This is a genomic window from Komagataeibacter saccharivorans (genome assembly GCF_003207825.1).
Lineage (GTDB): Bacteria > Pseudomonadota > Alphaproteobacteria > Acetobacterales > Acetobacteraceae > Komagataeibacter > Komagataeibacter saccharivorans.
Genome location: NZ_NKTY01000024.1, coordinates 38,317 through 50,630, shown reverse-complemented (window position 1 = coordinate 50,630; position 12,314 = coordinate 38,317). Strand labels below are relative to the sequence as shown.

Genomic DNA, 12,314 nt, shown 5'->3' with positions numbered 1-12,314 from the left:
ATGAAGCGTATTGAGAACATGGGTCTTGGTCGCCACGCCGTCTTCAAGAGCCAGTTCAACTGCGCAGAGGACAGCCTGCTCATCATGCTGCAGCACAAGAGCCAGTATTTCAGCCATTTCCCGGTCGCCTCCAGGCCGCCTGAGCAGTTGGTCCTGCAGGGTCCGGAAGGCGGCTGGCAATTCGGTAAACGGCGCGCCATTGCGCAGGGCGCCCGGTTTGCGCTGGATCACCGCCAGATAATGCCGCCAGTCATACACCGTGCGGCCTGGCACACCATGCGAACGCGTGATGATCCGGTCATGCACGCACAGAACCTGCCCTTCGGCGATAATGCGCAGCTTGTCGGGATAAACCCGCAGGCTGACCGGACGATTGGCAAAGGAGGCCGGCACGCTGTAGCGGTTGCCTTCGAACTGGATCAGGCAGGTTGGTGAGACGCGCTTGGTCTGTTCGACAAACCCGTCAAAGGGACGCCCTGGGATCATGAGGTAGGGACGTTCGCTGGCATGGACCTCGGAGACGCTGTGCGGCAATTCAGCATGCTGCAGCCGTTCCCAACAGTCCAGGCAGCGGGCTTCCAGCCAGGCGTTCAGCGCCCCCAGATCAGGAAAGGCAGGCAGATCCTGCCAGATCTGGCGCCGGGCATCCTGCACGGTCTTCTCGATCTGCCCTTTCTCCCATCCGGCTGCCGGATTGCAGAAGGTCGCCTCGAACAGATAATGGCTGGCCAGGGCCATGAAGCGCAGATTGACCTGACGTGCCTTGCCTGACCCAATCCGGTCCACGGCGGTCTTCATGTTGTCAAAAATACCCCGCCGCGGCACGCCACCGAGCACGCGGAAGGCCTCGGTAAGCGCATCGAAAAGCATCTCGTGGGTCTGCAGGGGATAGGCCCTGAGTATGAAGGCCCGGCTGAAGGACAGTTTGGTGTGGGCAACCTGCAGCTTGACGCGATGCCCGGCAATCACCGCCCAGTCCTCGCCCCAGTCGAACTGGAAGGCTTCCCCGGGCTGGAAGCACAGGGGCACGAAAACACCCCGACCCGTTGTCTGGCGTGCCTGGCGCTGTTCGTGTTTCCACTGCCGGATGAAAGCGGCCACCCGTCCGTAGGACCCATCATAACCCAGCGCCACAAGGTCTTCATGCAGTCGTCGCGCCGTGCGCCGGTTCTTGCGGGATCGGGCGGCTTCCAGGACCAGCCATCCCCTCAGCCTGTCAGCAAACGGGTCCAGTCGGCTGGGACGTTCGGGTACCTGGAACCGCGGTTCAATACTCTGTGCCCGGAGATATTTCCGGATCGTATTGCGTGACAGTCCCGTCCGGCGTTCGATCTCGCGGATCGGAAGATGATCCCGGCAGTGCCACCGACGGATCACACTCAGAAGCTCCATGTCAATCACTCCTCAAACCCCCAGCAGATGCTGCCGGGGAGTGTGAAGGCATGGGTCAAATCTCGATGAAAATTTCCGCCCTACCCGGGTCAGTTCTCAGTGAAAATCAACAGGCAGACGCCACGACGGGGTGTGGCCCCTTCCCGTCCAGATGGTTCGTGCGTATCATGGCGGACAGGGTCGCCTCGATCGACCGCTTCGGATCGGAGAGGAATTTCGCCACCCCGGCAAGGGTCTTGTCATCCTCGGCATAGAGCACATGCAGGATCGCCCCGACCAGCAGGGCATGGGACGTCTTCTCCCAATGGTTGCGCCGCTCCAGCGAGCCCTCGGGATCGACCAGGATGTCGGCGATGTTCTGCACGTCGCGGACCTCCGACGCTCCGCGTCGCACCTCCAGCAGCGGGTTGTAGGCCGAGGAGGCCGGATTGGTGGGATCGAACAGCAGCACCCGCCCGAAACGATTACGAAAACCGGCGGTGATCTGCCAGTTCTCGCCCTTGATGTCGTGGATGATGGCTGAACCCGGCCAGGTCAGGAGCGTGGGGATCACCATGCCCACGCCTTTGCCGGTGCGCGTCGGCGCGAAGATCAGGACATGCTCGGGACCGTCATGCCGAAGATAGGCCCGGCGGTATTTGCCCAGCACGACGCCATCCTCGCCCAGCAGCCCCGCCGCACGGATTTCCGTGTCTTCGGCCCAGCGGGCGGAGCCATAGGTCGCGGCCCGCTTCGCCTCGCGGGCACGATGGACGGACAGCGCGACCGCCGCAGCAAAAGCCAGCACCCCGCCGGAACCCGCGATCCACGCCCCACGGGCGAACACCGCCGGGGCGTAGGCATCGAACTCGTACCACCACCAGAAAAACAGCGGCGGAGCATAGACCGGCCAGCGATGCAGGATTGTGAACCATGGGCGGCCGAGTTCGGGCTGGAACGCCAGTTCCCAGGCTGTCCATTGTGTCGCCGACCACCAGGACAGCACAATCATGGACAACACCAGCATGGCCTGGCCCCACTGGATGCGTGTTCCCGGCTGATCCATCGATCTCTCCCCTTGTCATGGGAGACAGCGAAGAACCGGCATTTTCTGGCGTGCAAGCATGATCCGGTAGCCGTCGTACCAGAGCGGGCTGGAGCGAAAAAATACTTGCGTGTTGCGGCCTGGCGTCGGCATCCTCATCTCATGCGTACGACATGCGCATAAGGAGTCGGATCATGCCCAGCCGCACCAGCCTCGGCGTTTCCTATGACCGGAGCGCGCCTCGCCGCCCGGTCAATCTGTCGCTCAACACCGATCTGCTGGCGCAGGTCCGGGAAGTGACGCCGAATCTTTCGGCCACGGTCGAGACCCTGCTGGGCGACTACCTGCAATCCGCACGCCAGCAACGCGAGGACGAACAGCGTAAGCTCGACGACGTGATCGACGCGGTGAACGAACTGCACGCGCGGCATGGCTTCCTGAGCGACGAATTCTCGACGCTCTGATCCGATGCCGCAATTCGCGATTTACCGAAATCCCGGCCGTAACCGGGACATCCCGTTCGTCGTGCAGATCCAGAGCAGCCGACTGGAGCGCAGCGTGGGCCGCGCGGTCATGCCGCTCGTCAGGCGATCGGGCAGTGCGCCACCCGACCATCCGCTGACGCCGCATCTGCATGTCGAGGGAGAAGACGTCTTCGCCAACCCGTTCGACCTGGCGACCGTCCCCGCCGCGCGGCTTGGAACCGCCGTCGGCGTCCTGGCCGAACGCGATCAGGATGCGATCATCAGGGCGCTGGACGAATTGGTCAGCAGGGCATGAAGGGCCGCAACTTCCGTGCCACATTCACATAGAAATATGGCACGATAGTATTTATCAATTACTTATTGGAGCGATTATTAACTGCGTCTCAATTTCTCCACGTACTGTTTCAACTGGAACTGACTGTGATTCCGTCGACAACAATTCCGGCTGCCCGAATGGTTTTATTGCTTCTATAACTTCGATAACGGGAAATTCCCTACGCTCTTCCAGTAGACGGCATATTTCTCGGTCAACAGGAGAGGGAAGAGAAACTTCTTTTGGAACTTTCGCATCAGCAAATATAAATGCTTGAATACAACGCCAGGATTCATAAAACATTTGCATAAAATCAGCATCGTGATGAACTGGGCAGATTATCAGGTTCCTCTTTTCATCTTTCCTAACTTTGTCACTTTGCCCTTGTCTCGTTGGGATAATACCTACTCGCAATCCCGCAGCACCCTCCAATTGGCTAGGATTTATTTTTACCGTCGCACCAATCCATTGCTGTGTTGCTTCTGATCCTACGAACAGATCTGCTTTCCAGAGCCCTCGTATAGATGACGGAAGGGCGGGACGCGTACTGGGCCTCCGGAACGCTGCTGCCAACAGGTTTAAACGTGGCTTTAATTTCGGCGGCTGACCCATCAACCCGGTAAGTGCTCGGGAATCGGACGTTAGAATATTATCGGCTGTATTTATTAATTGTATTGATCCAGTCTTCTCAATACCAAATAAAATAGAACGAGGACTTCCGTTTTTTATTTTACATAATTTTAGAACATCTGAAATTCTTTCTTGCATACTTCCGCTACCATTATTTAGCGCCTCATGGATCGCATACTCAAAACATATCCCTACATCCCCGTCTCCCGGCCGATATAAACGGGGTAACATCTTTATTTTTACAGCGTCATATCCACCGACCTCAGAAACCACATCTTGTTTTAAAGAGTACAGCAACCCCTTCAATATTGGCTGTATTATTGATGTTTTTGAAAGAACTTCATCCGATATGGGATTAAGCTGCTTTTCCGATTTAATTTCCATGGATAGCCTCATGTTTGCAAAATAGTTCTATATGTTATCATATTTAGTGCCAGAATATCATCGAAGTCGTAACTTTCCAAACTTACAGCCCCAACGTCCGTCTCCGCACAAACGACCAATCGATCCCCCCATCGCCGCGCATGATTCCTGACACCTCCCTTCCTCGCTGCTTTTCCAACGACGGCGACCATGGCACCAACTCGAAGCCCAACCCATCGTCGATCATGGCGAACCTACCCGACGCCAGATTGAAACGCTGGCGGTAGGTGCCGGTGACGGGATCGCCTTCCCCGCTCCGCCGGAACGGCATCCCCGACTTCATGGCGAGGCTCCGACCCAGCGCGTCCAGCTCCCGCTCGCGCAGCGTGGCGATCAGGTTCCGCGCATAACGGATACCTCCGCCGTCGCGGCTGGCCAGCCCCTGCTCCACCAGATGATCCGTCCGCTTTTCCATCGCCTCTTTGATCTCGGCACCGAACCCTGTAGACGCGAGGGCAAGAGGCTCCCGCGCGATCACCTGCCGATCGAGCCAGGTCGCGCCCTCCGCCGTCACCTGCCGTTCCAGCGGGAAGTCCGAACGGACGGCCAGCGCGACACGATCACGTCCCTGTTTGTCGGTGAAACGCCGCAGTTCGACGATGGAACCAACAGCCCCGTCACCAGCGGCTTCAAGGTCCGGCAGACGGACATGATGCGTGCGACCGTCAATTCCATCGATGACGGCATAAGCCGTGCCACGCAGTTCGTCATCAAGGCCACGATCGACCAGCCGACCGATGACGGGATCGGTGGTGTCCTCACCCGCCAGCACCCAGGAGGACGCGGCGCGATCGATCTTCTGTTCCGCCAGTCCCCGATGGATCCGTTTGATGATGTCGTTGCGTTCACTGATCTCCCGCAAGGTCGCTTCCGCACTCTCGTCCATCCGCCAGCGATCCGGCCCGACCTGGTGCGCCAGCGCCATGGTTTCTAGGCGGCGCAGGCGACCCAGCTTCACCGTCGCGAAGGCGTCCGGCTGTTCCCCTGACACGCGTCCGAGGTCGATGACGCCATCCTCTCCCGCGTCCCTCTGAAGCTGCCGGTCAAGCTGGGTCCAGCGGTCGGCATTCACCTGCCGCTCGACTGCCTGATGGATGTCGTGATCCGTGCGTGGCCCGAGTTCCAGCGTCACCAGATCCTGCGCACGGGCGCGCATCCCCTCGCGGATGTAATCGCGCGCGATCACCAGGTCGTTGCCATCTTCCGCGACACCCCGGACGATGACATGCAGATGGGGGTGTGCGGTGTTCCAGTGATCGACGGCAACCCAGTCGAGTTTCGTGCCGAGGTCGGATTCCATCTGCCCCATCAGGTCCCGCGCGAAGGCCCGCAGGTCCGACATAGCCGGTGCGTCCTCTGGGGAGACGATGAAACGGAAATGGTGGCGGTCCCCATCGCATCGTTCGGCGAAATCCGAAGCGCGGATGTGGTCGCTGTCCTTGCCGAACAGACGGGCATCGTCACCATCCCGCGTTACCCCCTCCCGGCGAAGATAGCGAAGATGCGCCGCCAGAGGCGTCGCGCGCGGGGCATGCCGCACGACGCGGGCCTTGATCACGACGCCACGCGAACGGCTGGTCAACAGGCGATTGGCGGCATGGGCGGCGGCCCTCCCGCGCCCGAAACTGGAGCGGCGGCCAGTGGTGATTTTCCCCGCGCGAGATACCCTGCCACCGGCCCGCTGCACGGACGCCAGCACCTGCGTCACGAAGGGCCGCGCCTGCCGGGCGCGGGTGGAGCGGATGCGCCCCGGCCGGACCCGGAATTCTTCATCCCCGTTCATGAAAAATGCCCCGCACCGCGCGAAAGATCGCGTCGGATCAATGAGATGACACCGTGTCGCGAGGTTCGGAAAATCCACGCACCTCGCGACAAGACCTCAAAAACCCCGGAAAACAGCCACCCCGACCGAGCCGCGATGTGCGGCCTTTTATCCAGCCCTCCCTTTGTCTGTTGGCTTTCCGGGGTTTTCACGCCTCACTGGACCTGATCCGATCCCCTCAACGGGACCATGTCAGACCTCTCCCCGGCATGCCCTGCGAAGAGGTTGTGGGGAGCAGCGACATGACGTGCAGTGGATGCTCGAAACGCATCGGGATAGCCAGAAACGAAGAGCGCGGCCGTCACCCAGGAGCGAGCCGGAAAGGACAAAAAGGAATCGGGCAGATGATGGTCAGACGATCGGTTTTTCATCAGCCCTGTGACGAATTCCACGTAGGAAATCGTCTCGGCGGGCAACGGCCGACCGGTCGCGAGATGCTCGTTGTAACGACCGGGACCGGCATTGTAAGCAGCGAGAAAACCCGCATCACCATAGCGGTCGTGCAACCATCGCAGATAGGCAGCCCCTGCCGCGATATTATCGTGCGGATCGAAGGGATCGGAACCGAGATTGAGCGTGCGCCTGACATCCTTCCACGTGCCAGGCATGAGCTGCATCAGGCCCATGGCACCGGCGCCCGAAACCGCGTGGGGATCGCCAGCACTTTCAGCCCGAAGGACCGCCCGCACCCACATCGCGGGGATCGCGTTCCGTTCCGCCGCCTGCCGCGCCAGATCGTCCCAATCCTGCGCGCAGGCGATGGCTGGCGAGAGCGTCAGCGCGAGCACAGCCAGCATGCTGCCGGGAAGGAAAAACCGGCACTTCATTCCCTCCCTCCCGCAGGTTTTGCGGGGCGATTCCACACCAGTTGCCACTCACGCCCACCGCGTCCGGCCTGAAACAGCGTGGCCCGGACCGGCTGCATGAAACTGGGGTCATCCAGCACGATGGAAATATACTCGCCAGCACGCTCCCCGGTGCGGGTCCACCCTGCCCCAATCTCCGGCCCAGCGTCTCCATCACCAAGATGGATACGATAATCCGGCGCATGCTCCGCGCCATTGTTTTCCGCGGGCACGAAGGTCAGTTCGGCATCCAGCGACAGGGTGCGCACGCGTCCGGCAAAACCATCCGACGTGCGGGTAAAATATCCGATCTGGCTCAAGGGAAAAATCCTTTCGAGAATGGCGGAGGTGATGGAAAATTCGTGTGCGTTACGATCGTCATTCGATCGGCGGTTCGCTCTGCTTCACGGGCATGACAGGCGGCGGCAGAAACGGCCGCTCCAGCACCGGATCGCGCAGATCCGGGAGGGGATCGAAATGCGGGGACGTCTGCTCCGCCTCGCCTGTGCGCACATGCACCGGCACGGCGCGACCAATGACTCTGTCCATCGACAGGACACCGAAATACCGCCCGTCCAGACTGGTCGGCACGGCGGCATTCATGACGAACACCTGCCCCGAACCGAGACGTTGGCAGCCCTGCCAGACCGGCAGCTTGCGGCCCCGATGATCGACAGATTTTGCGTCACCGACAGGTTTGCCGTCGATGGTGACGTGGGTGCCGTTGCGGCAGACACTCTGCCCCGCCAGCGCTGCCACAGGCTTGAGCAGAGGCACACCGAACGGCAGGTAACCGCGCGTCGCCAGCAGTGTCGCCTCGCGCTCGGGAAGGCGGAGCGCGACGATGTCGCCGACGCGAACCGGAACCGTTGACTGGATGCGATACAGCCCGACAGGAACGCTGGCCGTTTCATTCCAGACCCAGCGCGGCGCGGGATGAAACGCCAGCGAAGCGCCCACGCCGAGCACGGCGAAATACGTGGTAAAAAACCAGCCGCGCCGGGTCATGATACCGCTCCCCTGCGCAGCCACGCCTCATGACGTTCGCGCGTATAGGGACGCGGCTCCTGCGCTGCCGTGAGGCGGTGATGCAGGTGGCGCCAGTGATCGGGACAGGCGGCCGCAGGATCAATTCCCAGCGCCTCCACGCCGTCAATGGCCTCCAGCACCCGATGCACCTTTGGCCAGCCGCTCTGGCGCAGCAGGCTCTCGCCGCCGGGGCGCACAAAGGGCACCGTCTGGCAGGCTTCCTGAGCCCCCACGGCGCGCACGATGTCGATGCAGGACACGACGGTCCCGAAATCGTTCGCGGCCCACCGGATGAAGGCGAAGACGCTGTCGGGCGTGAAGCTCATCAGTCGGCGCCGACGGTCGAGAATGCGATCCTCGACGGGATGTCCGAACCTGATCCAGTGCTCGATGCGCTTCTCGATCCAGGTCAGTTCGACCGTGGTGAGGACAGCGTCGTCCGGCCGGAAAGAACGCGCGGTCATGGGACACCGACCAGGCGATCCGCGATCGCTTCCCGAGCCTCTTTTCCATGCCCCGATCGGGCTGCCGGAAGAGGGGCGAAAAAACCAAAATCCCCTACATAATAAGTTATTATATTAGTTATATAAGTTACGGGGCTGATTCCGCCTTTGAAAACAACAGGTTGCGCCGATTTCCGCCAATGATCCCACGATAAATCCGCCGCCGCTCCCACGATATGATGCGCCGTTGATTCAACGACATGTTTCACATCGTTATCCACACCCTCGGTGGATTGACTCGTTGGAACAGCGCACAAAATCCCCAGTTTTCCGCCAGAAATGACGCGAAACGCATAACCGGGGATGATCTGGCTGACGACAATGGCACGGATTTTCGCGATGAAATCGCGACGCCGAGTCAGGCTGCCTGAGCGTGCGTGCAGTTCCGCCAGATCGAAGCGCCATCCATTTTTCTGCCGCCCGGCATGCCGACGCGCCAGGCGGTAAAGCCACCGCTCCAGACCGCCACGAAGGCAGAAATAAGCAGGATCAACGCTCAGCACGCGTGAGCGATCGCAGGCGGCTTCCATCAGCCAGTCCGGCAGCGTCAGGGCCACGCCATCATCACGGGATATCCGGACATCACTGATCCAGGTGAACGGTCTTTCCCTCCAGTCAGTGCCCTGGCGGATGTTCGTTATGACTGTTGTCGCCGACAGACGCGCGAGCGCGCCGTGGAGGCGATCATACTCATGCGCGCCCGTTGCCCAGCCCAGATCCTGAAACAGACGCCATGGTGTGAAGCGCACATGGCGTGACACCCACAGTCCATGGTTCAGCGCATCGACGATCTGCCCGGTCAGCCAGATCAGAACATCGACGTCCCAGACGGTCGCTATACCACCGGCATTTTCAGCCCGAACCATGACCGCGATATGTCGCGCCTGGTAATCGATCGGGGTGAGGCGTGGCGTTTTTCCCAATGCGAAAAACGGATGCCCCATCAGGTCGCGAATGTCGCGGGGCCGTGCCGCCCCCGTGACCATGAAGCGGCGGTCGGGCTGGCGCCAGTTGTCAGAGGCCGGCATCATCGTCCGGCGCTCCGCTGCGCCTTGCGAGCCCTGGCCTGCAGGCGGATGATATAGGCGCGGGGATCGGACGGCATCGGGATGCCGCCACCGTCTCCGGTGGAAAGCCGGACGTTAAGGTCGGCCCAGGCGCACAGGTCTTCGACGGCATAGACGATCCGGCCTCCAAGCTGGCGGTAGAGCGGACCGGTGCCGCAACTCCGGTGTTTTTCGAGGGTGCGAATGGACAGGCCAACGAAATTGGCCGCGTCCGGGGTGCGCAGATAGCGCGGAGGCAGTGTCGGCTGGACACGCATGGGGTCTTCCTCCCGTTGGATCGGGCCGCGTGCGGACTGTCGCGGCTCATGGGAGGACGCTGCCGGAGAAAGGGCTGTGGGGAGGGATGACAAAGTTCAGGCCGCCAGACTGTCACCCCCCTGCTTCAGCCCCTGAAGGAGGGCGATGTGGCCGCCGTTCAGATAAAACCCGGCACTGTCGAGATCGCGGTAGAAGGCGCGGTGCCATGAACTGGCACGCCATTCATTGCGGGACAGGCGCAGGATATGCTCACCGTAGATGCCGGCCGCGATCCGTCGGACCGCCACCCCCATGCGCCGGCCTTCGGCGATGCAGAGCATGCGGATCTGGCGCAGTTTCTGCTGGGGACTCAGGCGCAGCGTAGTGGGAAGAGGTCCTGGCGTCTGGCCGGCAAGCAGGCGGCCGAAGCGCGCAACGCAGGCCAGACGGGTCGTGAGATGTCCGTCGTCGATGATGAACCAGGTTCCCGGCGCATCGAGCTGTCGATCGACGACAATGACAAGGCGCAGCGGGCCTGCTGCGCTATCCAGCACGAGATGGATGCCATCCGGAGCATCATGTCGTGCCCGCGCGTATGGCGCGAGGCGGGACAGAATGTCACCCCCATCACCACGCACGGCCACCTCCGGCGCGATGTCCGGATCCCAGAACGCGGGGGCGAGCCAGGCGGGGAGATCAGGGTCGACAGGGAAAACGCAACCCCCAGCGACGAGCAAAAGCGCGCCATGCCTCGGCGTCAACCTTGCCCATCCGAATTATTGCTGCATGATCGTGTCGATAGGCCGGATTATGCCGCAGCCATTCCTGAGCGAGACCGGCAGGATCGAGCCCGGCGAAGGCGCGACGAAGGGGTGCGGTATCCCACGGCCGGATTGTCGGCACGCCCCCCTCCCCCAATATGTCACGGATTCGACCCAGTATCCGGTGCAGAGCCGGAACGGGTAGTCCCGAAGACTCAGGGAGGTGATCCCGAAAATATCCTGTGGGCTCGGAATTATTTCTATATCGGGGGATATTGACGCCAGACGGGCCGGAAACGTCTGTTTGCGCGACATCACGTGATGCCCGTGACGCATCACACGGAAAGGCGTTGAGCGTTCCGTGTATTATAATACGTAGCGCGATAATACACAAATCGTTCCTATCCTGCGGATGGACATCCGAGGACTTTTCGGCGCGAACGTGAGGCGCCTGCGACGCGCCGCCGGTCTCAGTCAGGAGGCTCTGGCGGAACGGATGGGTGTCGACCGCGCCTATATCAGCTGGATCGAGACCGGACGCCAGAACGTGACGCTTCTCTCGCTATGGCATGCGTCACAGGCACTGGGCGTGCGACCGGCAGCATTACTGGATGAAAATCATCTTCCGGCAGACGATCAGAAATAGGGATTCTTGACTCTGCCCTATCCGCCCTCAATGGGGCGGTGTCGGCCTGTCTGCTTCGACGTTACCCTGCCGGGCAAGCACCTCTTTGAGTTCGCGCTCGATCTGCTGCCGCTCGCGGCGGCTGAGGTGAAAGCTGGTCAGTTCGGCGCGCAGCATCTGGATCTGGTCGTGTCGCGTGGTCATCGTCCTGTTCCTTTCGTTTCTCGAAGACAGGACGGACGGCTCATGCCGGGGCGGGCCGGGTCAGGGATCGCCGCAGGCGACCGGCTCGCCGGCGCGTGGGGGAGCCGATTTTGTTCGGTGCGCCCGGCACGGGTGCGCCGGGCAAAATTGGGGGGACCACGCGTCCTTGACGCGGTTCGCCCTCGCGCATGGTACAATGGGAAGACTGAGGGAAAGCCTCTGTTCCTCCTGCCTTCCACGTCGGGCGACCAGCGCTGCCGCCCGCGCCCGGAAGAGCACGTGGGAAAAGAAGCCCCGGAAGGCCCCGCCCGGTGAGACCAGGCGGGGTTGGGTGTGGGAGGTTCAGTCCCCGTTCCGGCTGCGGGGCCGGGTCCAGATGAGGGAGTAGCCCTCCCCTTCCTCGTCGGTGAACAGGTTGGCGAAGATCGGGGCGGCGAAGGAGGGATCATCCAGCTTCAGGCTCAGATAGGTGCGGCCTTCGCTGGAGCGGCGGGTCCATGCAGCGCCGAGTTCAACCCGTCCGAGGTAAACGCGGTAGTTGGGGGCGTTGTCGTTGGCCCGGCTGGTTTCAACCACCAGGCGGACGTTGCGGGCCTGCAGGGCCAGGGTGACGATTTCGCCTTCGAAGCCTTCGCCCACCTTCTTGAAGGAACCGATGTTAGCCATTGTCGTATCTCCATGCTGTTATCGGGCCGCGACCACCGTGGCCTCGATGGCGATCGACCAGCCGGAGGCGAGCGGCAGAGCACCCCGCAGGGCCGCAGCGCAGCGGAGGACGGCAGGGCCGGAACTTTCTTGGCTCGCGAGGAATGACGGCGCCCTCGGGGTCCTCATGCGGCCTGCCGCATGGGGTGGGGGTCCGTCAGGGGAAGAAAGTTCTGGAACGCCGTTGCGGCCAGCCGATCGAGGCGCAGCCGGTCTTCGGCTAGATCAGCCATCCGACAGAGGCCATGG

General features: G+C 61.6%; 16 protein-coding genes and 1 pseudogene. 3 read left to right on the top strand and 14 right to left on the bottom strand.

Annotated elements, in window-relative coordinates:
• Positions 1 to 1,392: IS21 family transposase (gene istA, locus CFR79_RS12600; protein ID WP_110548122.1), on the bottom strand; the 1,392-nt coding region annotated here is incomplete at its 3' end.
• Between the two features lie 112 nt (positions 1,393 to 1,504).
• Positions 1,505 to 2,437 (bottom strand): annotated as a pseudogene (locus CFR79_RS12595) (type IV secretory system conjugative DNA transfer family protein); the annotation flags it as partial.
• Positions 2,438 to 2,610: 173 nt separating this feature from the next.
• On the opposite strand from CFR79_RS12595, the gene CFR79_RS12590 reads away from it, so the two are divergent.
• Together CFR79_RS12590 and CFR79_RS12585 are read left to right on the top strand one after the other, a co-directional pair.
• On the top strand, positions 2,611 to 2,880 hold the full coding sequence (locus CFR79_RS12590) for a type II toxin-antitoxin system CcdA family antitoxin (protein ID WP_110548121.1): 270 nt from the start codon (positions 2,611 to 2,613) through the stop codon (positions 2,878 to 2,880).
• Positions 2,881 to 2,884: 4 nt separating this feature from the next.
• On the top strand, positions 2,885 to 3,196 hold the full coding sequence (locus tag CFR79_RS12585; RefSeq protein ID WP_110548120.1) for a CcdB family protein: 312 nt from the start codon (positions 2,885 to 2,887) through the stop codon (positions 3,194 to 3,196).
• A gap of 54 nt (positions 3,197 to 3,250) precedes the next feature.
• Here the strand turns inward: CFR79_RS12585 and CFR79_RS12580 are convergent, their stop codons facing one another.
• The 10 genes from CFR79_RS12580 to CFR79_RS16020 all read right to left on the bottom strand — a co-directional run bounded on the left by CFR79_RS12580 (position 3,251) and on the right by CFR79_RS16020 (position 10,673).
• Complete coding sequence (locus tag CFR79_RS12580; RefSeq protein WP_110548119.1) at positions 3,251 to 4,228, bottom strand: hypothetical protein; 978 nt, start codon at positions 4,226 to 4,228, stop codon at positions 3,251 to 3,253.
• Between the two features lie 82 nt (positions 4,229 to 4,310).
• Positions 4,311 to 6,050, bottom strand: coding sequence for a relaxase/mobilization nuclease domain-containing protein (locus CFR79_RS12575; RefSeq protein ID WP_110548118.1), 1,740 nt, complete (start codon positions 6,048 to 6,050; stop codon positions 4,311 to 4,313).
• 194 nt (positions 6,051 to 6,244) lie between these two features.
• Positions 6,245 to 6,916, bottom strand: coding sequence for a lytic transglycosylase domain-containing protein (locus CFR79_RS12570; protein WP_110548117.1), 672 nt, complete (start codon positions 6,914 to 6,916; stop codon positions 6,245 to 6,247).
• Positions 6,913 to 7,254 (bottom strand): DUF736 domain-containing protein, encoded by a 342-nt coding sequence (locus CFR79_RS12565; RefSeq protein WP_110548116.1) that lies wholly within the window; start codon positions 7,252 to 7,254, stop codon positions 6,913 to 6,915. The genes CFR79_RS12570 and CFR79_RS12565 overlap by 4 nt, the downstream gene beginning before the upstream one ends.
• A gap of 58 nt (positions 7,255 to 7,312) precedes the next feature.
• The gene (locus tag CFR79_RS12560) at positions 7,313 to 7,942 is read right to left on the bottom strand and encodes a S26 family signal peptidase (protein ID WP_110548115.1); all 630 of its coding nucleotides are present in this window, start codon (positions 7,940 to 7,942) and stop codon (positions 7,313 to 7,315) included.
• Positions 7,939 to 8,427, bottom strand: coding sequence for a DUF2840 domain-containing protein (locus tag CFR79_RS12555; RefSeq protein ID WP_110548114.1), 489 nt, complete (start codon positions 8,425 to 8,427; stop codon positions 7,939 to 7,941). The genes CFR79_RS12560 and CFR79_RS12555 overlap by 4 nt, the downstream gene beginning before the upstream one ends.
• Positions 8,424 to 9,497, bottom strand: a complete 1,074-nt coding sequence (locus CFR79_RS12550; RefSeq protein ID WP_110548113.1) for a replication initiator protein A — start codon at positions 9,495 to 9,497, stop codon at positions 8,424 to 8,426. The genes CFR79_RS12555 and CFR79_RS12550 overlap by 4 nt, the downstream gene beginning before the upstream one ends.
• Complete coding sequence (locus tag CFR79_RS12545; protein WP_006560342.1) at positions 9,494 to 9,790, bottom strand: helix-turn-helix transcriptional regulator; 297 nt, start codon at positions 9,788 to 9,790, stop codon at positions 9,494 to 9,496. Before CFR79_RS12545 ends, CFR79_RS12550 begins: the two co-directional genes overlap by 4 nt.
• Positions 9,791 to 9,886: 96 nt before the next feature.
• On the bottom strand, positions 9,887 to 10,408 hold the full coding sequence (locus CFR79_RS12540) for a DUF2285 domain-containing protein (protein WP_258373587.1): 522 nt from the start codon (positions 10,406 to 10,408) through the stop codon (positions 9,887 to 9,889).
• A 58-nt stretch (positions 10,409 to 10,466) separates the two neighbouring features.
• Positions 10,467 to 10,673 carry a transcriptional regulator domain-containing protein gene (locus CFR79_RS16020; RefSeq protein ID WP_110548127.1) on the bottom strand — a complete coding sequence of 69 codons (207 nt, stop codon included), beginning with the start codon at positions 10,671 to 10,673 and terminating at the stop codon, positions 10,467 to 10,469.
• A 270-nt stretch (positions 10,674 to 10,943) separates the two neighbouring features.
• Here CFR79_RS16020 and CFR79_RS12530 point away from each other — a divergent pair, with 270 nt between their 5' ends.
• Positions 10,944 to 11,177: a helix-turn-helix domain-containing protein gene (locus CFR79_RS12530; RefSeq protein WP_110548111.1), complete on the top strand. Its 234-nt coding sequence runs from the start codon at positions 10,944 to 10,946 to the stop codon at positions 11,175 to 11,177.
• Between the two features lie 27 nt (positions 11,178 to 11,204).
• Here CFR79_RS12530 and CFR79_RS15940 read toward each other — a convergent pair whose 3' ends face one another.
• The gene (locus CFR79_RS15940; protein ID WP_181417434.1) at positions 11,205 to 11,360 is read right to left on the bottom strand and encodes a hypothetical protein; all 156 of its coding nucleotides are present in this window, start codon (positions 11,358 to 11,360) and stop codon (positions 11,205 to 11,207) included.
• 342 nt (positions 11,361 to 11,702) lie between these two features.
• Complete coding sequence (locus CFR79_RS12520) at positions 11,703 to 12,026, bottom strand: DUF736 domain-containing protein (protein ID WP_110548110.1); 324 nt, start codon at positions 12,024 to 12,026, stop codon at positions 11,703 to 11,705.
• Positions 12,027 to 12,314 lie beyond the last annotated feature (288 nt).

Coding starts and splice junctions, on each gene's coding strand:
- CFR79_RS12520 (WP_110548110.1), bottom strand. CDS start 12,026: ATGGCTAACATCGGTTCCTTCAAGAAGGTGGGCGAAGGCTTCGAAGGC.
- CFR79_RS15940 (WP_181417434.1), bottom strand. CDS start 11,360: ATGACCACGCGACACGACCAGATCCAGATGCTGCGCGCCGAACTGACC.
- CFR79_RS12560 (WP_110548115.1), bottom strand. CDS start 7,942: ATGACCCGGCGCGGCTGGTTTTTTACCACGTATTTCGCCGTGCTCGGC.
- CFR79_RS12575 (WP_110548118.1), bottom strand. CDS start 6,050: ATGAACGGGGATGAAGAATTCCGGGTCCGGCCGGGGCGCATCCGCTCC.
- CFR79_RS12585 (WP_110548120.1), top strand. CDS start 2,885: ATGCCGCAATTCGCGATTTACCGAAATCCCGGCCGTAACCGGGACATC.
- CFR79_RS12550 (WP_110548113.1), bottom strand. CDS start 9,497: ATGATGCCGGCCTCTGACAACTGGCGCCAGCCCGACCGCCGCTTCATG.
- CFR79_RS12545 (WP_006560342.1), bottom strand. CDS start 9,790: ATGCGTGTCCAGCCGACACTGCCTCCGCGCTATCTGCGCACCCCGGAC.
- CFR79_RS12570 (WP_110548117.1), bottom strand. CDS start 6,916: ATGAAGTGCCGGTTTTTCCTTCCCGGCAGCATGCTGGCTGTGCTCGCG.
- CFR79_RS12590 (WP_110548121.1), top strand. CDS start 2,611: ATGCCCAGCCGCACCAGCCTCGGCGTTTCCTATGACCGGAGCGCGCCT.
- CFR79_RS12555 (WP_110548114.1), bottom strand. CDS start 8,427: ATGACCGCGCGTTCTTTCCGGCCGGACGACGCTGTCCTCACCACGGTC.
- CFR79_RS12580 (WP_110548119.1), bottom strand. CDS start 4,228: ATGGAAATTAAATCGGAAAAGCAGCTTAATCCCATATCGGATGAAGTT.
- CFR79_RS12530 (WP_110548111.1), top strand. CDS start 10,944: ATGGACATCCGAGGACTTTTCGGCGCGAACGTGAGGCGCCTGCGACGC.